The sequence below is a fragment of the Azospirillum formosense genome (assembly GCF_040500525.1).
GTDB lineage: Bacteria > Pseudomonadota > Alphaproteobacteria > Azospirillales > Azospirillaceae > Azospirillum > Azospirillum formosense_A.
Window position 1 is genome coordinate 1,570,343 of record NZ_CP159403.1, and the last position, 19,446, is coordinate 1,589,788.

Genomic DNA, 19,446 nt, shown 5'->3' on the forward strand with positions numbered 1-19,446 from the left:
TCCCCGATCGCAACAGGGACATGGGGACCGGCCGGATCAGGCCGCCTCGTCCTGCCAGGGGTAGGCCAGCGGAACCTCGCGGAAGGCGAAGCGGTCGAGGTGGCGCTCCAGCGCGCCCTTGAGGGCGGTCAGATGCTCGGCGGAACTGGCGTCCAGCCGGCAGTCCAGCGCGTCCGGCCGGGCCTGGAGCGTCAGGGTGGCGTCGCCCGGCCAATCGGCGCCGCGGGCGTCGCGCGGAAAGACGACGCTCCCCGCCTCCGGCGTGTACTCCACCGTCAGATTGTGCGCCCAGTGCTTGCAGAGCTGCTGGAGATAGCGGCTGCCGTTCGGGGTCGGGACGCGGACGCTGCTGGCGTGTCTCATGATGATCCTTCTGTCTGGCAACGGTGACTCAGGGAAGACGTTCGATGCGCTGGGCCGCCTCGTCGATGATCGAGACGGCGGCGTGCACCGTGTCCGCATCGACGCCCTCGCGCCCCAGCCGGTGCATCAGCACGGCCTTCAGATTCTCCATGGCGCGGCGGATCGGGGCGCCGTCGGTGTGCTCGCGCCGGGTCGCCAGGGCGGCGAGGCGGGTGAACAGCGCCGCGACGGTGTCCGCGTCCTGGGCGAGCTGGGCGGTGCCGTCCGGGGTCACGGCGAAGGGCTTGCGCGCGCCCTCGGCGTCGGCCTTGGCGATGTGGCCCATCTCCTCCAGCAGCGACAGGGTCGGGTAGATCACGCCGGGGCTCGGCACATAGCCGCCGCCGGTCAGCTCCTCGACGGCGCGGATCAGGTCGTAGCCGTGCCGCGGCTCGTCGGCGATCAGCTTCAGAAGGACCAGCCGCAGTTCCGACGCCTCGAAGACGCCGCGGCGGCCGCCGCGGCCGCCGCGGCGCTCGTGGCCCCAGCCGCCCTCCGCGGCGTGACGGCCGGCGCCATGACGGGGACCTTCACCATGAGGGCCGCCATGGGGCCCATCGCCGCGCGGGCCGGGATGATGGCGGCGCATCCGGCCGCAGAAGGGAGTCGGGAAAAACCTCATGACGGTGGCCCCACTGTGTTTCGATCGATCTAAGATATATCGTGATCTATCGGGAAACAAGAGCCCAGGACGCTAAACTCTTCGCCCCTCCCAGAAGAGGAACCGCAGCAATCCCGAGCCACGCCCGGGAAGCATACTGCGAATGCGAGCGATTCGCATTGACGATCCGCGGCAATCCGGACCACAGTGCGCCCGCCCTTCCGGCATAGGCCGTCCCGGCGAAGTTGAAGGAGATTCAAGGATGAAGCTGACCCGACGCCACGCCCTCGCCATGACCGCCGCCGTGGTCGGCCTGGCCGCCCTGGCGCCCATCCCAGGTTACGCCCAGGACATGACGGTGCGGCACGCGCAGGGCGAGACCCGGCTTCCCGCCAAGCTCGACCCCGTCCTGGTCTTCGACATGACCTCACTGGACACGCTGGACGCGCTGGGCGTCGCGATCGCCGGGGTGCCCACCGGGCTGAAGCCGAAGCATCTCGCCAAGTATGACGGGCCGTCCTACGCGAAGATCGGCACGCTGTTCGAGCCGGACTACGAGGCGGTGAACGCCGCCGAGCCCGGCCTGATCATCGCCGGGGGCCGCTCCGCCCCGAAATACGCCGAGCTGTCGCGCATCGCGCCGACGCTCGACATGACGACCGACCAGAACGACTTCCTGAACAGCGCCATCGCCAACGCCGAGACGCTGGGCCGCGTCTTCGGCAAGACCGCGCTGGTCAAGCAGAAGGTGGACCGGCTGCGCGCCTCCATCGCCGAGCTGAAGGCGGTGGCGGGCAACGCCGGCAAGGGCCTGCTGATCCTGACCACCGGCGGCAAGATGAGCGCCTACGGGCCGGGATCGCGCTTCGGCATCCTGCACTCGGAATTCGGCGTCCAGCCGGCCGCCCCCGACCTGAAGGTCGCCAACCACGGGCAGGCCATCTCCTTCGAATTCATCCTGGAGACCAACCCGGACTGGCTGTTCGTGATCGACCGCGACGCCGCCATCGGGCAGGACGGCACCCCGGCCCGACGGTTCCTCGACAACGACATCGTCCGCCGCACCACCGCCTGGCGGAAGAACCAGGTCGTCTATCTGGACGGCGGCAACTGGTACCTCGTCGGCGGCGGGCTGCAGGCGCTCCAGCAGGACGTGGACAATCTCCTGGCGGCGCTGTCCAGGAAGTCCTGACCCGTGAAGCCCCTCCCGCTCGCCGCACGGGCCACAGTGCCGCTGGCCACGCTGGGCATCGGCCTGCTGGCCATCTGGAGCCTGTTCGTCGGCGCCAGCGACGTCGGCCTCGCGACTCTGTTCGGCGACGCTCCGGGGCAGGCCGCGCAGGTCCTGCTGGTCAGCCGCCTGCCCCGGACGCTGGCGCTGATCCTGGCCGGCGCCGCCATGGCGGTGTCGGGGCTGCTCCTGCAGATGCTGGTGCGCAACCGCTTCGTGGAGCCCTCCACCGCCGGGACCGCGGAGTCGGCCATCTTCGGCATGATGATGGTCTCGCTGTTGGCCCCGGAGATGCCGGTGCTCGGACGGATGGCCGTCGCCAGCCTGTGCGCTCTGGCCGGGACGGGGCTGTTCCTGGCGATCCTGCGGCAGGTGCCGCTGCGCTCGCCGCTGGTCGTGCCGCTGGTCGGCATCATGCTGGGCGGGGTCATCACGGCGATGACCGACTTCATCGCCTACCGCCGGGACCTGATCCAGTCGGTGCGCGGCTGGGAGATGGGGGACTTCTCCGCCATCCTGCTCGGCCGCTACGAGCTGCTGTGGCTGAGCGCCGCCCTGACCGTCGTCGCCTATCTGGCGGCCGACCGCTTCACCGTCGCCGGGATGGGGCGGGACGTCGCCACCAACCTGGGCATCGACCACCGCAAGGTGATGGCGCTGGGGCTGGTCATCGTGTCGATGACCACCGCGGCGGTGATCGCGACCTGCGGCATGATCCCCTTCCTGGGGCTGATCGTCCCCAACGTCGTCAGCCTCGTCCGCGGCGACAACATGCGCGGGTCCCTGCCCTGGGTCGCGCTGATGGGGGCCGGGCTGGTGCTGGCCTGCGACATCGCCGGGCGGCTGGTCATCCACCCCTACGAGATCCCGATCGGGACGATGATGGGGGTGATCGGCAGCGCCCTGTTCCTCTATCTCCTGCTGCGGAGGAGCGGCCATGCCGGCTGACCGCCGCGTCCTCTCGCCGATGGTCGTCCTGGGCGGCCTGTCGGCGCTGACCCTGCTGTCGATCGCCCTGTTCATGACGCTGGGCGCGCGGGGCAAGTGGGACTTCATCCTGGCCTTCCGCGGCACCAAGGTCGCGGCGATGGTGCTGGTCGGCTACGCCGTCGCCGTGTCGACCGTCCTGTTCCAGACGATCACCAACAACCGCATCCTCACCCCGTCGGTGATGGGCTTCGACCATCTCTTCCGGCTGATCCAGACGGCGCTGGTCTTCCAGTTCGGCAGCGGGCTGGTGGCGTCGCTCGACCCCCGCCTGCGCTTCGGCGTGGAGGTGGCGTCGATGGTCGTCTTCTCCGGCCTGCTCTACTGGTGGCTGTTCAACGGGGCGGGACGGGGCGACAACCGGCGCAGCCTCCATCTGCTGCTTCTCGTCGGCATCGTGTTCGGCGTGCTGTTCCGCAGCGTGACCAACTTCCTCCAGCGCGTCATCGACCCCAACGCCTTCCTGACCGTGCAGGACCGGCTGTTCGCCAACTTCAACCGGGTGGACGTCGAGCTTCTGGCCGTCTCGGCGCTGGTCGTGCTGGCGGTGTCCCTGGCCGGCTGGCGGTGGATGCGCACCTACGACGTGCTGGCGCTGGGGCGCGACGCCGCGATCAACCTCGGCGTGGACCACCGGCGCGCGGTGATGGGTGTGCTGGTGATGGTCTCGATCCTGGTGTCGGTGTCCACGGCGCTGGTCGGGCCGGTGACCTTCTTTGGGCTGCTGGTCGCCAACCTCGCCTATCTGGTGATCCGCTCGCACCGGCACGCGCTGATCCTGCCGGCCGCGGTGCTGCTCGCCGTGCTGACGCTGGTCGCCGGCCAGCTCGTGCTGGAGCGGGTGTTCGGCTACAACGCCGCGCTCAGCATCGTCATCGAGTTCGTGGGCGGTCTCGCCTTCCTGTTCATCCTGGTGCGGGGTTCGGCCCGATGATCGACGTCAAGAACATCACGAAGCGCTACAACGGCGCCGTCGTCGTCAACGGGGTGTCCCTGTCCCTGCCGGCGGGCGGGGTGATCTCGCTGATCGGGGCGAACGGGGCGGGCAAGTCGACGCTGCTGTCGATCATCAGCCGCCTGCTGCCGATGTCCTCGGGCACGGTGGAAATCGACGGGCTGGACGTGACCGCCACGCCGGGCGAGGTGCTGGCCCGCCGCCTGTCCATCCTGCGCCAGGACAACCAGATCATGTCCCGCCTGACGGTGGAGGACCTCGTCGCCTTCGGCCGCTACCCGCACAGCAAGGGCCGCCTGACCGACGAGGACCGCGGGCACATCCGCAACGCGCTGCGCTATCTAGACCTGGAGCCGCTGGCCGGCCGCTTCCTGGACGAGCTGTCGGGCGGCCAGCGCCAGCGCGCCTTCATCGCCATGGTGCTGTGCCAGGACACCGAATACATCCTGCTGGACGAGCCGCTGAACAACCTCGACGTCAAGCACGCCGTGGCGATGATGAAGCTGTTCCGCCGCACCGCGGACGAGTTCGGCAAGACCATCGTGCTGGTGCTGCACGACATCAACTTCGCCTCCTGCTACTCCGACCGCATCGTCGCGATGCGCGACGGCCGGGTCGTGCACCAGGGACCGCCGGAGGAGATCATCACCCCGGAGGTCATCCGCGACGTCTACGGCGTCGAGGCCCAGGTGATGGAGAACGCCGGCCAGCGCATCGCGCTGTACTACCAGTAAGGTCTTTTCAAAAGCGCGGCGGGTCGAAGATCACCGAACGGTCGATCTCGGCCAGCCGCGCCCGTCCGCTCAGCGCCATGGCGACCTCCAGCTCGGTCTGCAGGATGGTCAGCATGTGGGCCACCCCCGCCATGCCGCCGACCGCCAGGGCGTGCAGCACCGGCTGGCCCACCAGCACCGCGTCGGCGCCCAGCGCCAGGGCCTTCAGGACGTCGGTGCCGCGCCGGATGCCGCCATCCGCCAGGATGGGCAGGCGGCCCGCCGCGCGGGCGGCGACCAGCGGCAGCACCTCGGCCACGGCGGGCAGCGTGTCGAGCGTCCGCCCGCCATGGTTCGACACGATGATTCCCGCCGCCCCGGCCTCGATGGCGGGGTCCACGTCGTCGGGGTTCATGATCCCCTTCAGCAGCACCGGCAGCCGCGTCTCGGCGCACAGCCGGCGCACCGTGTCCCAGGTGGCGGCGGCGTGCAGCATGCCCTGGAAGACCGGGCTGCCGGGGCGCGACGGGGTGAAAGGGTCCGGCGCCAGCCCGGCCAGATTGACCGGCGCGATGCCGTCCGGCAGGCGGAAACCGGCGCGCTGCTCGATGTTGCGCAGACCGCTGACCGGCGCGTCCACCGTCAGCACCAGCGCGCGGTAGCCCGCGGCCTCCGCCCGCCGCACCAGGGTGAGCGTGTCCTCCGGGCGCGGCTGGGTGTAGAGCTGGAACCACAGCGGTCCGCCGGCCGCCGCCGCGACCTCCTCCAGCGTCACGCTGGACTGGGTGCTGACGGTCATCCAGGTGCCGGTGAGGCCCGCCGCCTGCGCGGTCGCCCGCTCCCCGTCGCGGTGGACCAGCCGGTGTAAGGCCATGGGCGCGATCAGGATGGGATAGGGCATCGCCTGCCCGAACAGGGTCGCCGCCGCGCTGGCCCCCGACAGGTCGCGCAGCGCCCGCGGCATCAGGCGCATCCGGTCGTAGGCGTCGCGGTTGGCCTGCCGGGTGATGCCGTCCGCTCCGGTCCCCGCGATGTAGGCGCGGGTCGCCGCGTCGACGCGGGCGGTGAAGTGGCGCTCGTAGTCGGAGAGCGAGACGGTGTCGGCGGGAATGCTCATCGCTGGGGTCCTCAATCAAGATCCCCTCTCCCCTCCGGGGGGAGAGGGCTATGAAGAACGGCTCTCCGCCAGCTCGCCCGCCCTTTGCGCCAGCGCCCTCAGCCGCGGGTCGGGCTGGCCGGCCAGGGCGGCGGCCATGCCGCGGTAAAAGTCGGGAAAGCCGGTTTCCAGCGCCCGCGCGAACCACGCCAGCGCCTCCTCCACCCGCCCGTCCTGGAGCAGCAGCCGGGCGTGGTTGAAACGGCCCCAGCAATCCCCGCCCTCCGCGGCGGCCTGGAAGAGCCGGCGGGCACCCGCCCCGTCCTCCGCCACCGCGCGCCCGGCCTCGTGGAACAGGCCCAGCATGTTCAGCGCCTTCACGTTGCCGCGGCGGGCGGCGGCGGCGTAGAGGCGGTAGGCCTCGGCGTCGTCCGCCGCAACGCCCAGGCCCCGGCAATGCAGGTCGGCCAGATTGAACAGCGCCCACGCATCGCCCAGCTCGGCGGCCCGGCGGTAGTAAGCGGCGGCCTGGACGGGATCGGCGGGCACGCCCCAACCGTGCTCGTGGCAGCGGCCCAGCATGTTGACGGCGCGGGCGTCGCCGCTGCGGGCGGCGATGCGGAACCACTCCACCGCCCGCGCCCGCTCGGCCCCGCCGCGGTCGAGGCATTGCTGCCCCAGGGCGAGCTGCACGTCGATGATGTCCGGCCCGCCCGTCGAACGGGCGGCGGCTGCGCCGTCCCCCATGGCTTGGGCCATCACACCTCCGCCCAGCGCCGCAGAAGGTTGTGGTAGTGGTTGACCAGGGCCAGCACGGACGGGTGCTGGTCGCCCAGCTCCCGGCGCAGGTCGATGATCGCGACGTCGAGGTCGTAGAGCATCGCCCGCAGCCCGTCGTCCTTGACCAGCGACTGCGTGAAGAGGAAGGACGCCCAGCGCGAGCCTCGCGTCACCGGGGTCACCCGGTGCAGGCTGCTGGACGGGTAGACCACCGCGTGCCCCGCCGGCAGCTTCACGCCCTTGGTGCCGTAGGTGTCCTCGACGACGAGATCGCCGCCGTCATACTCGCCGGGATCGCTGAGGAAGATCGTGGTGGAGACGTCGGCCCGCAGGCGCATGCCGCCGGTGCCCGGAATGGCCCGGATGGCGTTGTCCACATGGTTGCCGTAGGTCATGTCCAGGTCGTAGCGGTTGAACATGGGCGGCAGGACGCGCAGCGGCAGGGCCGCGGAGTTGAAGGCCGGGTTGCGGCCCAGCGCCTTCAGGATGACTACGCCCAGTTCGCGGGCGGTGTCGCTCTCCTCCGGAATCTGCAGGTTGTTCTTGGCCAGCACCGCCTGGGAGCCCGCGGTGACGCGGCCGTCGACCCAGGGCGACGCCTCCAGCACCGCGCGGCAGTGGGCGACCTCGTCGGCGGTCAGAACGTCGGGGATTTGCAGAAGCACGGCGAAGGTTCCTTTGAATGAAAAGAGGCCGGACCGGCCCCCGGAGGATGGTCCGGGAACGCGGTCCGGCCCGGCCGGGATCAGAAGGTGACGCCGGCGGTCAGCATGAAGGTGCGGCCCGAGGCCGGCACCGCGCGCGAGGCGTTGAAGGCCGAGGCGTAGTTGCGGTGGTCGGTCAGGTTGTAGGCGTTGAGCGCCAGGGACAGGTTGTTGATCTCGTAGGACACCACGCTGTCCAGCGAGACCGTCTCCGGCACGCGGCCCGTGTTGGCGCTGTCGGCCCAGTATTCCGAGGCGTACTGGATGCCGCCGCCGACCATGACCTTGCCGGGCACGACGCCGGGGGCGAACTCGTAGGTCGACCACAGGCTGGCGTTGTGCTTCGGCACGTTCGGGGCCTCGTTGCCGACGACCGCCGCGTTGGTCCGCGACTCCCTGATCTCGCCGTCGAGGTAGGCGTAGCTGGCGTAGACGCTCCAGCCCTCGGTCACCTTGCCGCTGACCCCGGCCTCGAAGCCGCGGATGCGGGTGCCCAGGCCGGCCTCGGAGAAGCCGTCTGTGACCGTGCCGGTGGCGGGATCGACCGAGTAGGTGTTGCTCTTCTCGATCTGGAACAGCGCGCCGTTCACGCCCAGCCGCCCGCTGAAGAAGTCGGCCTTGCCGCCGACCTCGTACAGGTCGGTCTTCTCCGGATCGAAGTCGCGCCCGTTGCGCGGGGTCTCCGCCGTGCCGTTGGTGAGCTGGGCGGCGATGTCCACGCCGATCGGCTTGTTGGAGCGCGCGTAGGAGACGTAGAGCGACGCGTCCTTCGTCGGCTCGTAGATCAGGCTGGCCGACGGGCTGAGCGTCCGGGTGCTGGCGCTGCCGCCCGCCACCGCCGGGTCGGCGGCGCGGAAGGTGCTGCGGAAGTAGTCCCAGCGCAGGCCGCCCTGCACCGACAGCTGGTCGAACAGCCACACGCGGTCGGTGACGAACAGGCCGGTGTTGGCGACGCTCGATTCCCGCACGCCGGTCGCCGGGTAGGTCAGGAAGGCGTTGGCCGGGTAGCTGTGGCTGGGGTTGCGGATGGTCTGGGTGTTGGTGCGGTTGACCCAGGTGCCGCCGCGCCGCTCGTCCTTCTGGTAGCTGAGGTCCAGCCCGCCGTTGACCTTGTGGTAGAGGCCGAGGAAGGTGCCCTCCGCCTTGGCGCCCGCGACGTTCTGGACGCCCCAGCCCTTCTGCTTGAAGGCCAGACCGCCGCCGGCGCCGTAGGCGATCACCGGGTTGCCGCCGTTCAGGAAGAGCGTGCTGTTGGCCGCGGAGAGCGCCGCCGGGGCGGTGGAGACGAAATCGCGCTCGTAATGGCTGTAGCGGCTGTCGTTGTAGAAGGACAGGTTCTTGCTGACCTCGTGGGCCAGGGTCGAGGTCACGACGTGGTTGTCGGTGTCGTCGCGGTCCTTGTTGCGGACGTAGGACGTGGACCGGTCGAGCCCGAACTCCGGCGCCGGGCGGAACGTGCCGTCACGGCCGCGGACCATGGGCACGCCCATGTCCGGGATCTTGTCGCCGTCGAGGTAGGAGTAGTTCAGGTGCCAGGTCGTCGGGGTGCCCAGCCCCAGGCCCAGATCGGCGGCGATGCCCTTGCGCTTGGCCTCGACCTTGTCGCGGTCGGCCACGTCCTGGTCGTGGTACAGACCGTTGATGCGCAGCGCCGTCGTCTCGTTGATCGGCTGGTTCACGTCCACCGTGGTGCGGTAGGTGGGGCCGGAGCCGACCGACTGCTCGACCTTGTAGCGCTTGTCCAGCCCGGCCTTCTTGGTGCCCTGGTTGATGACGCCGCCGGAGTTGCCGACGCCGAAGCCGTTGCCCGACGGGCCCTTGAAGACCTGCACCGTCTCGGTGTTGAAGACGTCGTGGGTGTAGACGCCGAAGTCCTTCAAGCCGTCGGTGTAGATGTCGCCGCGGGCGGTCAGGCCGCGGATGCGGAACTGGTCGCCGTTCTGGCCGCCGTTGCCCTCGCCGGTCGAGATGGTGATGCCGGGGACGTTGCGCAGAACCTGCTCCAGCGTGGTGGCCTTCTGCTGCTCGATGATCTCTTCCGGAACGACGTTAACGACGCGGGGCGTGTCCTTGACCGTGTCGGGCAGGCGGGAGATGCCGGTGGGCTTGGCGTTCACGTTGCCGGTGTCGGCCGGACGGTCGGCGCCCACCCGCACCGGGTCGAGAACGGTGGCGTCACCGGCCGCGGTGCCAGGCGCGGTCCCCGCGCCAGACCCGGCCCCCGTTCCGGCCGTCTGCGCCTCGGCCACCGTCGCCAGGGTGGAGAAGGACATCGCCAGCCCGGCCGTCGCGGCGGCGCCGGCGATGATGGGTCGGAGGCGGTCGGGGACGTTCGATTGCAACATAAAGGCTCTCCCGAGAAATCGTCGTGGCGGATGCGCCGATCAGCGGCGGGTATCTACCAAGCGGGGAGGCGCCCCCTTCAACGGCGATCATTCAGAATAATTCTAAATTGCAAAATCACCGTCATTCAGCCCCATCGCTTTCAGGGATATGCCGTTTGGTGGAGCCCCGCGACGGGATCTCCGGCGGGTCGCCAGAGGCCTTGGAAAAACGGGTTTTTCATATTCGTCACAATGACTTAAAACGCCTGTTCAGAGGCTTTCAAAGGCCCCCGCGAGGGTCGGCGGGACCGGACTGTTGCAAAGCAGCAACGCCGATAATAAGAATTATTCTCAATACGCAGGTCGGCTGCGGTCCGAACGTCTTTCCTAGGGTCGAGCGTAATCCTGACCGATGCCCGACGGTGAGGGCCACCGCTTGAGGGCCACCGCTTGAGGGCCACCGCTTGAGGACCGTCGCGTGTGGGCCGGCCTGGAGCTAAATGGGTCAGGATCTGCGCTGGACGGCGTCATGCATCAGCCCGGACACCGCGCGGCCGTGGCGTCTGCCCCAGGCGGGCCTTCCAGAGCCCCTCGGCCAGCCGCAGCGCGTCGGCGAAGGCCGGCCCGGTGGCTCCGGGAAGGGCGAACAGGGCGAAGGCCGCGGTGCCGATGATGATGCGTTCGGCGCGCGCGTCGCGCACCGCGCCGGTCCACACGCCCTGCCAATATTCCAGGCTGGTGCCGCGCGGGCGCGGCGTCGGCGGCGGCTCCTCCATGCAGGGGGGCAGGATGAGATCCTCCGCCTCGCCGTTGACCAGACGGTGGATGGAGGAGGGGCGGAAGGGCGAGAACTGGGCGACGTCGCGCACGCTGCCCAGCACGGCCATGTGCTTCCAGCCGAGGATGCGCGCGGCGTCGCGGTGCAGTTCCCGGTAGGTCGGCTTCGCCGCCCCCAGCAGGGACGTTTTAGCCTTGGACGGCTTCAGCAGATGCACCGCCTCGAACACGGCGGAGCGGGTCTGGGTCAGCCGGTGCAGCCCGATCAGCCGGTAGATCTGCGGGGACAGGGCGGCCAGCGGCGCGTAGGCGATCCGCTGCGCCGTCAGCGCCGCCGCGATCTCCCGCGCGTTGGTGCAGACCGGGATGCCCACGGTGGGCGCGATGAACTCGTACCGGCCGGAGGCCGCACTGCAACCCGTGCCGCCGTGCAGCAGCACCCGGTGGCCGGCCTGCGCGACCAGCCGCGCCGCGTGGAAGAACCAGGGCGGGTTGTGGTAGTTGGGCGAGGTGAAACATGGCCAGTCGATGTCCGTCTGGATCGTCCGTCCCAGCCCGGCGGCGACGTGCGCCCGCATCGCCCGCACCATCCCGGCCAGCTCCGGCGCGGTCGAGCCGCGCATCCGCATCATGCCGAGAAGGGCGCCGACCTGGACCGGATCGGCCTCGCCCTCCAGGACGATGGTCATCGCCTCTTCCGCTTCCTCGGCGGTCAGCGGGCGCCCATGACCGCCTCCGGCGACGCCCAGCACGCCGATGTGACGGGCCAGTCGGTCCTGCGCGGGGGCGTCCGGCGCGATTTTCTCCAGCCTGGCGTCGATCTGGGCCGGGGACGGCTGCCCCTCCAGAAGGCCGGCGGGCCGCACCTGCAATGGCGGCACCGCGATGCCGGTCGGTACGTTCCAGCGCGGGTCGAAGGTCTCGTCGACCACGGGGCCATCCGCCAGAGGCTCGAACAGGGCATCGATCCCGCGGGCCAGCGCCTGGACACGCGGGCGCAGCGCTTCGGCGAAGGGGGTCGGTACCAGGCCGCGGCCCGAGCGGATGAACAGGGGATCGCCGAACTCCTCGCGCATCTGCGCCAGGAGCCGGCTGAGCGCCGAGGTCTGGAGTCCGAGGTCGCGGGCGGCCAGCGTGACGTTGCGTTTCGACAGCAGCGCGTCCAGCGCGACGATCAGGCGGCCGCGCGACAGCCGGTCCTCCTGAATGCCGGGAGCGGCCTTGCCCTGACCGGACGCCTCCGGTTCCGGACGCGCCGCGGCGTCCTTCCTCTTGACCGTCATGTGATTTCAGCCCGAATGCGGTTGCCTGGCCGGTTCACGGCTGCATACCATGACAATGATACGCATTTGCATGCCAACGCAACACGGCTGGTCCGCCCTCCGGCCCCGCGACGGACGGGGCCGGAGGCTTGCGTTCCTCAGTCCTCGGACTCCACGGACTTGGGGGCGGCGGCCTGCTCCGCCTGAATCCGTTCGACGATGCGGGTCAGCGCCGCGGCGTCGAGCGGGCTTTCCATGTTCAGATCCTGGGCGAACTTGCGGATCACGCCGATGGCGCGGCGCCGGGTCACGATGTCGACGTCGCCGGGGCGCGTCCGCTCGACCACCGGCCCCTTGTAGTAGCCGCTGCCGACGCGCCATTGCCGCTGCCCGTCCGCCCGCCATTTGGTGCCGTCGGACAGCACCATGCAACGGTTGCCCTCGGTGAAGGCGTCGACGGTGGCGATCCTCTCCGGGCCGGTCTGGCTGTTGTGGATCGTCACCTGATCCCCGACCCTGAACGCTGTCATTCTGTGCTCATCCTCTCTCAGTCAGTCGCGGTCCGGCACCGGACCACCGGAATGGAACCGCGCGCCGTGGTCGCTCTCGCGCCGCTCCTCCACCGCCGCCATCAGCCGGGACTTCGCGGTGGCGCGGCTGTCGGAAGACACCGCCGCCGTCTCGCCCGGTGGCTGGCTCCGCGCGGCGGAACGCACGCCGTTCAGCGCCGCCAGGAAGCCGGTGGCCGGGCGCATGGCCCTGCCGCCCCGCAACCCCGGAGGCGCCTCCACCGGCGATGATGCCGGGGGCTGCGGCTTCCCCGCGGCGACGGGAACGACGTCGGCCTCAGGCTCGTCTCCGGCCTCCGCCTCTCCGGCCGGAGCCCGCCGCTCGGCGGCCTCGGCGTGGGCCAGCGAGGTGGCGCGCTCCACGACCAGCGTCCGGCATTCGCCGTCCAGCGTCTCGTAAACGCGCTTGGCCTCGTTCAGTTCATGCAGGTCTTCCGTTTCCAGCGTGCGGTCCAGCGCGCTGGAGAGCAACCGGAACTCCAGCACGCCCGGCACCCGCGCCTCGTCCACGGCGCGCTTCAGCACGCCGACGGCTTGCAGGGTTTCACGGTCCAAAGTGCCTTCGGGCATCGACATGCTGTGGGTTGATCGGCGGGATCACCCGAAATATCGGCTGAGGCCCGGCGGGGTCAAGTGCGATCCGGCACCGGTCCGGCTTCATCCTCCGGTTCGACGGCACCGCGTCTTTGCAGCCACAGGGCGACCAGCCAGCACAGCGTGGCCCAGCCCGCGCCGACGCACCAGCCCGCCAGGACGTCGGTCGGCCAATGGACGCCCAGATAGACGCGGCTGCACCCGACCAGCAGCGTCACCGCCATCGCGACGACGAGCACATAGGCCTTCTGCCGCCTCCCCTCGACGAAGCGGGCCAGCATGGCGCCCAGGGTCAGGAACACGACCGCCGACAGCAGCGAATGGCCGCTGGGAAAGCTGGCGGTGAAGACGATGTCGCCGTGGGGGACGATGTCCGGCCGCTCCCGCCCGATCTGGTTCTTCAGCAGGCCGCTGATCGCCATGCCGCCGCCGACCGACAGCAGCACCAGGAGCGACGCCCCGCGCTTCCCCTGGAGCAGAAGGAAACCCACCGTCACCGCGGTGATCAGCGACAGGACGGTGATGCTGCCCAGCGCCGTGACGTCGCGCGCCGCGTTGTGAAGCCAGGGCGGCCCCAGCGGCATCGCCGGGTCGCCGGCCACCCGCAGCGCCATCAGCACCGCGCGGTCGAAGGCCGCCGTCTCGCCCTCGATCACCTCGCCGGCCAGCAGGGCGAAGGCCAGGATCAGCCCGGCGCTGACCGCCATCCCGACGAGAAGCCTCAACTCGTGCCGGCCGAGCCTCGTCCAGAAGCCGGGTGCCCTCAATCCTGCCAGCGCCATCGCCCGTCCCATGCCTCCCGTCCGTCACAGACCGGTTATGGGAACGCCGGCCCGCAGGAAAAAGGTCCGCCGGGCCGGAACGGCTGCGGCCGGGCGCCCGGCCCCTGGCATTCGGTCCACAAACATAAAGATATCTTTATGCTTGCGGGGTTCCGAATGCGCTGCTACACCAGCGCCACAGCGGGCCGGTGCGCCCGCCCCTTTTCATTGCTGTACCGCAAACAGCCCCCCAGGAGACTCCCCGATGGCCGCGCCCGCCAACTTCACCGACTACAAGGTCAAGGACATCAGCCTCGCCGAGTGGGGCCGCAAGGAAATCACCATCGCCGAGACCGAGATGCCCGGCCTGATGGCGCTGCGCGCGGAGTTCGGCGAGTCCAAGCCGCTGGCCGGCGCCCGCATCGTCGGCTGCCTGCACATGACCATCCAGACCGCCGTGCTGATCGAGACGCTGACCGCGCTCGGCGCGACCGTCCGCTGGTCGTCGTGCAACATCTTCTCGACCCAGGACCAGGCCGCCGCCGCCATCGCCGCCGCCGGGATCCCGGTCTTCGCCTGGAAGGGCGAGACGGAGGAGGAGTTCTGGTGGTGCATCGAGCAGACCCTTCGTGGTCCCGATGGTTGGACCCCGAACATGATCCTGGACGACGGCGGCGACGTCACCCAGATCATGCACGACAAGTATCCGGAGATGCTGGCCGAGGTCCGCGGCCTGTCGGAGGAGACCACCACCGGCGTCCACCGTCTCTATGAGATGATGAAGAAGGGCACGCTGAAGGTTCCGGCCATCAACGTGAACGACAGCGTCACCAAGTCGAAGTTCGACAACCTCTACGGCTGCCGCGAGTCGCTGGTCGACGGCATCAAGCGCGCCACCGACGTGATGGTGGCCGGCAAGGTCGCCGTGGTCGCCGGCTACGGCGACGTGGGCAAGGGCTCGGCCGCCTCGCTGCGCTCGCAGGGCGCGCGCGTTCTGGTGACGGAGATCGACCCGATCACCGCGCTCCAGGCCGCCATGGAAGGCTATCAGGTCGTGACCATGGACGAGGCCGCGCCGCAGGGCGACATCTTCGTCACTGCGACCGGCAACGTCGATGTGATCACGCTGGACCACATGCGCGCCATGAAGGACCGCGCCATCGTCTGCAACATCGGCCACTTCGACAGCGAGATCCAGATCGAGGCCCTTCGCAACTACAAGTGGGAAGAGGTCAAGCCGCAGGTTGACGAGGTCGTCTTCCCCGATGGCAAGCGCCTGATCGTCCTGGCCCAGGGCCGTCTCGTGAACCTGGGCTGCGCCACGGGCCACCCGAGCTTCGTGATGAGCGCCAGCTTCACCAACCAGGTGCTGGCCCAGATCGAGCTGTGGACCAACGCCGCCAGCTACGAGAACAAGGTCTACGTCCTGCCGAAGCACCTGGACGAGAAGGTCGCCCGCCTGCATCTGGACAAGATCGGCGCCAAGCTGACCACGCTGTCGGCCAAGCAGGCCGAGTACATCGGCGTGAAGGTCGAAGGCCCGTTCAAGCCGGACCACTACCGCTACTAAGCGGGTCCGGACGGATCGGAACGGAAAGGGCCGCCCCACGGGGCGGCCCTTTTTGCGTTTGGGGGGTGTTGAAGGCGGTTGCCCCCACCCTTCCCACGGCTTCGCCGCGGGCCCCTTCCCTCCCCCGCTGACGCAGGAGAAGGAAATCCAGTCCCCTCCCCTGCGAAGCGGGGGAGGGCTAGGGAAGGGGCAAGACCTTCCCTACCGCCGAACCCTACCGCCGCACCATCGGCGCCAGATCCTTGCGGATGCCGGCGTCCAGCCGGGCGTTCAGGTCGTCCATCATGCGGCGGACGAGGTCCTGCAGGGTCGCCTCGCGGTCGGCCACCGAGATGTTCTCCGGCACCGTGGTGGAGTGCGTCACCGTCGCCTTGGTCATGCCGCGGAAGGTCGATTCGCCGGGCAGCTCGCCGTTGACCTCCACCTCGATCCGCCCGTCGTAGCGCTGGGCCTGATCGTTGGTGAAGTAGCCCTTCACCCCGCCGGTCTTGGGAAGCTGGACCTCGACGATGCTGGCGTCGCGGATGGTGACGCGGACGCGGCCCGGCCCGCCCGCGGCCTGCAGCCGCTCGTTGGCCCAGCGGCGCACCGCCTCGGCGGGCGGCAGGGGGATGCGCTGGTCGACGGCGGTGCCGGCCGGCCGGTGGGCGTCCACCACGTCGACGCCGCCCGCGCTCAGGACGATCGGGCCGAAGTTGGAGTAGTCGATGGGCCGGGGCGCCGGACGCGGCGGCGTGCTCTGGCAGGCCGACAGGGCCACGGTGGCGAGAGCGGCGGCGAGAACGAAACGGCGGGTGGGCATGATCGCTCCGGTTGGACAGGACGTCGATAGAACGAAAAACGGCGCGGCACTATAGCCGCGCCGCCTCATGAGCGCATCCGGAACCTGGAGCCCCTTACTTCGCCGTCCCGTAGACCCGGTCGAGGTCCGCGTCGTCGAAGTGGTAGGCGGTGGAGCAGAACTGGCAGACCACCTCGACGCGCCCGTCGTCGATCTTCAGGCTCTGCACCTCGTCGCGCGGCAGGCGGGACAGCATGTCCGACACCCGCTCGCGCGAGCAGCGGCAGCCGAAGCGCAGGGCCTTGGGCTGCCACACCCGAACGCCGTCCTCGTGGAACAGGCGGAACAGCAGGTCGCGGGCCGGCAGTTCCGGGTCGAGAAGCTCGTCGCCGGTGGTGCTGGACAGCAGGACCATGGCGCGGCGCCACGCGTCCTCGTCGCCGGAGCCGAGCACCTTCTCCGTGGCGTCCTGCGGCAGGCGCTGGATCATGATGCCGCCGGCCCGCCAGGCGCCCTTGCCGCCGTCCGGCAGGGTCTCCTGGTCCACCGACACGGTCAGGCCCGTGTCGATCTGCTCCGACTGGCGGAAATAGTGCTGCACGCAGTCGGCCAGCGTCTTGCCGTACAGCTCGACGATGCCCTGGTAGCGCTCGGTGTTCGGCCCCTGGTCCACGGTGAAGGCGATGTGGCCCTTGCCGAGCAGGGCCGGCGCCGGGGCGATCGTCACGTCGTCGCCGGCCTTGGCCAGCGCCTCCTCGTCGAACTGGGCGTAGGCGCGGATGTCGCCGACCGAGGTGATGTCCGCCACCATCAGCCGGACCGGACCGTCGCCCTTGGTCTGGAGCGTGAAGATGCCGTCGTACTTCAGCATGCTGGACAGCAGCATGGCGAGCGTCATCGTCTCGGCCAGGAAGCGGGCGACCGGCTCCGGATAGGCGTGGCGGGTCAGGATTTCGTCCAGCGCGGGGCCCAGCTTCACCATGCGGCCGCGCAGGCGCGACGCCTCGATCTGGAAGGGCAGAACGAGATCGTCGGCGATCGGGTGGACGGAAGGATCGTCCATGATGTCCTCGAAGTTACGACAGGCCATGGCCCGGCGCCACCAGCCCGCTCATCGCGGGGGGCGGCGCCGGGCCATGGCTCCAATTCCAAGGGCTCTTAGCCCCACAAGTGCTCTTAAATAGTGGCGCCGAGGCACCATGCCAGTATGGCCTTCTGGGCGTGCAGGCGATTTTCCGCCTCGTCCCAGACGACCGAGTGCCGGCCGTCGATCACCCCGTCGGTCACCTCCTCCCCGCGGTGGGCGGGCAGGCAGTGCATGAACAGGGCGTCGGGGGCGGCCAGATCCATCAGCGCCTCGTTGACCTGATAAGGGCTCAGGATCGCCGCCCGCTCGTCCACGTCGGTGTTGTGCATGGAGGCCCAGGCGTCGGTGACCACGCAGTCGGCGCCGCGCACGGCCTCCTCCGGCGAGGTGGTGACGGTGATCCGCCCGCCCTCGCGCTTCACCCAGTCCAGCAGTTCCGGCGCCGGGCCGTAGATCTCCGGGCAGCCGAGGCGGATCTCCACGCCCAGGCGCACCGCGACATGGACCCAGCTCACCGCCACGTTGTTGACGTCGCCGATCCAGGCCACCGTGCGCCCCTCGATGGGGCCGCGATGCTCCTCGAAGGTCATCACGTCGGCCATGATCTGGCAGGGGTGCGACTGGTCGGTCAGGCCGTTGATGATCGGCACCGAGGCGAACTCGGCCAGCTCGTGCACGCGCTCCTCGCCCATGGTGCGGACCATCACCGCGTCCACGTAGCGCGACAGCACGCGGGCGGTGTCGCCGATGGTCTCGCCGCGGCCGAGCTGCATGTCGTCGGGCTTCAGCACCACCACGTCGCCGCCGAGCTGGCGCATGCCCACCTCGAAGGAGACGCGGGTGCGGGTGGACGGCTTCTCGAAGATCATCGCCAGTGTACGGCCCGCGAACAGCGAGCGGTAGGCCGGGATGTCCTTCTTGATGGTCGCGGCCATGGCGAGGATCTGGCGCAGGGTCGCCTTGTCCAGCCGGTCGATGTCGAGGAAATGACGGACGGCGGACATCACACCAGCTCCTTGGCGGTCTTGGCGAGGATGGCCACGGCCTCCTCCACCTCGGCCTCGCCGATGTTCAGCGGCGGCAGCAGGCGCACGACGTTGTCGCCCGCCGGAACGGACAGCAGGCCGTTGGCGCGCAGCGCAGCAACCACGTCGCCGACCGCCGGGCCGCAGGCGAGGCCGAGCATCAGCCCCTTGCCGCGCACGCCCGTGAAGACCGACGGGTTTTCGGCCACCAGCCCGGCCAGCCGGTCCTGAAGCAGGCCGCCGATGCGCTGCACATGGTCGAGGAAGCCGGGCTCCAGCACCTTGTCCAGCACGGCGTTGCCGACGGCGGTGGCCAGCGGGTTGCCGCCGTAGGTCGAGCCGTGGGTGCCGGCGGTCATGCCCGACGCCGCCTTCTCGGTGGCGAGGCAGGCGCCCAGCGGGAAGCCGCCGCCGATGCCCTTGGCCACCGCCATGACATCCGGCGTGATGCCGGCCCACTCATGGGCGAACAGCTTGCCGGTGCGGCCCATGCCGCACTGGATCTCGTCCAGGAACAGCAGCAGCCCGTGCTGGTCGCACAGCGCGCGCAGGCCGCGCAGGAACTCGACCGAGCCGGCGCGGATGCCGCCCTCGCCCTGGATCGGCTCCAGGCAGATGGCCGCGGTGCGGTCGGTGATGGCGTTGCGCACCGCCTCCAGGTCGCCGAAGGGCACGAGGTCGAAGCCGTCGAGCAGCGGGCCGAAACCCTTGATCAGCTTCTCCTGCTGGGCCGCCGACACCGCCGCCAGCGTGCGGCCGTGGAAGGCCTGCTCGAAGGTGATGATGCGGGTGCGGGCCTTGTCGCCCTTTTCATAGTGGTACTTGCGGATCAGCTTGGCGCCGCACTCCCACGCCTCGGCGCCCGAGTTCGTGAAGAACACGGTGTCGGCGAAGGTGGCGTCGGTCAGCCGCTTGGCGAGGCTCTCCTGCCCGGCGACCCGGAACAGGTTGGAGGTGTGCCACAGCTTGTGGGCCTGGGCGGTCAGCGCCTCGACCAGATAGGGATTCGCGTGGCCGAGGACGTTCACCGCCACACCGGCGGCGAAGTCGAGGAATCGTCGCCCGTCGGTCGCGTACAGATACGGACCTTCGCCGCGCTCGAACACGATGTCGGCGCGGGCATATGTGGGCATGACGACCGGAATCACAGCGAAAACCTCCGAATGAGGAAAGCCCGGCGGACACCCTCGCCCGCCGGGAACCGTCGAATATCAAGATGTCACTTCA

At 69.8% G+C, this 19,446-nt stretch carries 19 protein-coding genes; 5 read left to right on the plus strand and 14 right to left on the minus strand.

The annotated features are described in order from the left end of the window. Positions 1-36 precede the first annotated feature (36 nt). A complete protein-coding gene (locus ABVN73_RS20290) occupies positions 37-363 on the minus strand; it encodes a DUF2218 domain-containing protein (protein ID WP_353860030.1) in 327 nt (108 codons plus the stop codon). Positions 364-391: 28 nt separating this feature from the next. Continuing rightward, on the minus strand, positions 392-991 hold the full coding sequence (locus tag ABVN73_RS20295) for a PadR family transcriptional regulator (protein ID WP_353860831.1): 600 nt from the start codon (positions 989-991) through the stop codon (positions 392-394). A 304-nt stretch (positions 992-1,295) separates the two neighbouring features. On the opposite strand from ABVN73_RS20295, the gene ABVN73_RS20300 reads away from it, so the two are divergent. The 4 genes from ABVN73_RS20300 to ABVN73_RS20315 are packed head-to-tail and all read left to right on the plus strand — an operon-like array spanning position 1,296 to position 4,910. Further along, entirely contained in the window at positions 1,296-2,195 is a 900-nt protein-coding gene (locus tag ABVN73_RS20300; RefSeq protein WP_353860832.1) for a siderophore ABC transporter substrate-binding protein, read from the plus strand. 36 nt (positions 2,196-2,231) lie between these two features. Then, a complete protein-coding gene (locus tag ABVN73_RS20305; protein WP_353860833.1) occupies positions 2,232-3,182 on the plus strand; it encodes an ABC transporter permease in 951 nt (316 codons plus the stop codon). Next, entirely contained in the window at positions 3,172-4,155 is a 984-nt protein-coding gene (locus tag ABVN73_RS20310; protein WP_353860031.1) for an iron chelate uptake ABC transporter family permease subunit, read from the plus strand. The genes ABVN73_RS20305 and ABVN73_RS20310 overlap by 11 nt, the downstream gene beginning before the upstream one ends. Next, the gene (locus ABVN73_RS20315; protein WP_353860032.1) at positions 4,152-4,910 is read left to right on the plus strand and encodes an ABC transporter ATP-binding protein; all 759 of its coding nucleotides are present in this window, start codon (positions 4,152-4,154) and stop codon (positions 4,908-4,910) included. Before ABVN73_RS20310 ends, ABVN73_RS20315 begins: the two co-directional genes overlap by 4 nt. A gap of 7 nt (positions 4,911-4,917) precedes the next feature. Here ABVN73_RS20315 and ABVN73_RS20320 read toward each other — a convergent pair whose 3' ends face one another. The 8 genes from ABVN73_RS20320 to ABVN73_RS20355 form a co-directional block, all read right to left on the minus strand. Beyond that, the gene (locus ABVN73_RS20320) at positions 4,918-6,006 is read right to left on the minus strand and encodes an alpha-hydroxy acid oxidase (protein WP_353860033.1); all 1,089 of its coding nucleotides are present in this window, start codon (positions 6,004-6,006) and stop codon (positions 4,918-4,920) included. Between the two features lie 48 nt (positions 6,007-6,054). Next, positions 6,055-6,744 (minus strand): sel1 repeat family protein, encoded by a 690-nt coding sequence (locus tag ABVN73_RS20325; protein WP_353860034.1) that lies wholly within the window; start codon positions 6,742-6,744, stop codon positions 6,055-6,057. Next, positions 6,744-7,430 carry a Fe2+-dependent dioxygenase gene (locus tag ABVN73_RS20330; RefSeq protein ID WP_353860035.1) on the minus strand — a complete coding sequence of 229 codons (687 nt, stop codon included), beginning with the start codon at positions 7,428-7,430 and terminating at the stop codon, positions 6,744-6,746. Before ABVN73_RS20330 ends, ABVN73_RS20325 begins: the two co-directional genes overlap by 1 nt. An 80-nt stretch (positions 7,431-7,510) precedes the next feature. Beyond that, positions 7,511-9,814: a TonB-dependent siderophore receptor gene (locus ABVN73_RS20335; protein ID WP_353860036.1), complete on the minus strand. Its 2,304-nt coding sequence runs from the start codon at positions 9,812-9,814 to the stop codon at positions 7,511-7,513. 506 nt (positions 9,815-10,320) lie between these two features. After that, positions 10,321-11,853 (minus strand): glycosyl transferase family protein, encoded by a 1,533-nt coding sequence (locus ABVN73_RS20340; RefSeq protein WP_353860037.1) that lies wholly within the window; start codon positions 11,851-11,853, stop codon positions 10,321-10,323. A gap of 137 nt (positions 11,854-11,990) precedes the next feature. Beyond that, positions 11,991-12,362: a hypothetical protein gene (locus tag ABVN73_RS20345; RefSeq protein ID WP_353860038.1), complete on the minus strand. Its 372-nt coding sequence runs from the start codon at positions 12,360-12,362 to the stop codon at positions 11,991-11,993. A gap of 21 nt (positions 12,363-12,383) precedes the next feature. Continuing rightward, positions 12,384-12,977, minus strand: a complete 594-nt coding sequence (locus ABVN73_RS20350) for a hypothetical protein (protein WP_353860039.1) — start codon at positions 12,975-12,977, stop codon at positions 12,384-12,386. A 53-nt stretch (positions 12,978-13,030) separates the two neighbouring features. After that, the gene (locus ABVN73_RS20355; protein ID WP_353860040.1) at positions 13,031-13,789 is read right to left on the minus strand and encodes a phosphatase PAP2 family protein; all 759 of its coding nucleotides are present in this window, start codon (positions 13,787-13,789) and stop codon (positions 13,031-13,033) included. Between the two features lie 232 nt (positions 13,790-14,021). On the opposite strand from ABVN73_RS20355, the gene ahcY reads away from it, so the two are divergent. Continuing rightward, entirely contained in the window at positions 14,022-15,326 is a 1,305-nt protein-coding gene (ahcY, locus tag ABVN73_RS20360; protein ID WP_353860041.1) for an adenosylhomocysteinase, read from the plus strand. A 214-nt stretch (positions 15,327-15,540) separates the two neighbouring features. Here ahcY and ABVN73_RS20365 read toward each other — a convergent pair whose 3' ends face one another. The 4 genes from ABVN73_RS20365 to ABVN73_RS20380 all read right to left on the minus strand — a co-directional run bounded on the left by ABVN73_RS20365 (position 15,541) and on the right by ABVN73_RS20380 (position 19,352). Next, a complete protein-coding gene (locus tag ABVN73_RS20365; RefSeq protein WP_353860042.1) occupies positions 15,541-16,128 on the minus strand; it encodes a hypothetical protein in 588 nt (195 codons plus the stop codon). A 94-nt stretch (positions 16,129-16,222) separates the two neighbouring features. Then, positions 16,223-17,170 carry an Hsp33 family molecular chaperone gene (locus ABVN73_RS20370; RefSeq protein ID WP_353860043.1) on the minus strand — a complete coding sequence of 316 codons (948 nt, stop codon included), beginning with the start codon at positions 17,168-17,170 and terminating at the stop codon, positions 16,223-16,225. Between the two features lie 113 nt (positions 17,171-17,283). Beyond that, complete coding sequence (argF, locus tag ABVN73_RS20375; RefSeq protein WP_353860044.1) at positions 17,284-18,198, minus strand: ornithine carbamoyltransferase; 915 nt, start codon at positions 18,196-18,198, stop codon at positions 17,284-17,286. Beyond that, entirely contained in the window at positions 18,198-19,352 is a 1,155-nt protein-coding gene (locus ABVN73_RS20380; RefSeq protein ID WP_353860045.1) for an aspartate aminotransferase family protein, read from the minus strand. Before ABVN73_RS20380 ends, argF begins: the two co-directional genes overlap by 1 nt. Positions 19,353-19,446 lie beyond the last annotated feature (94 nt).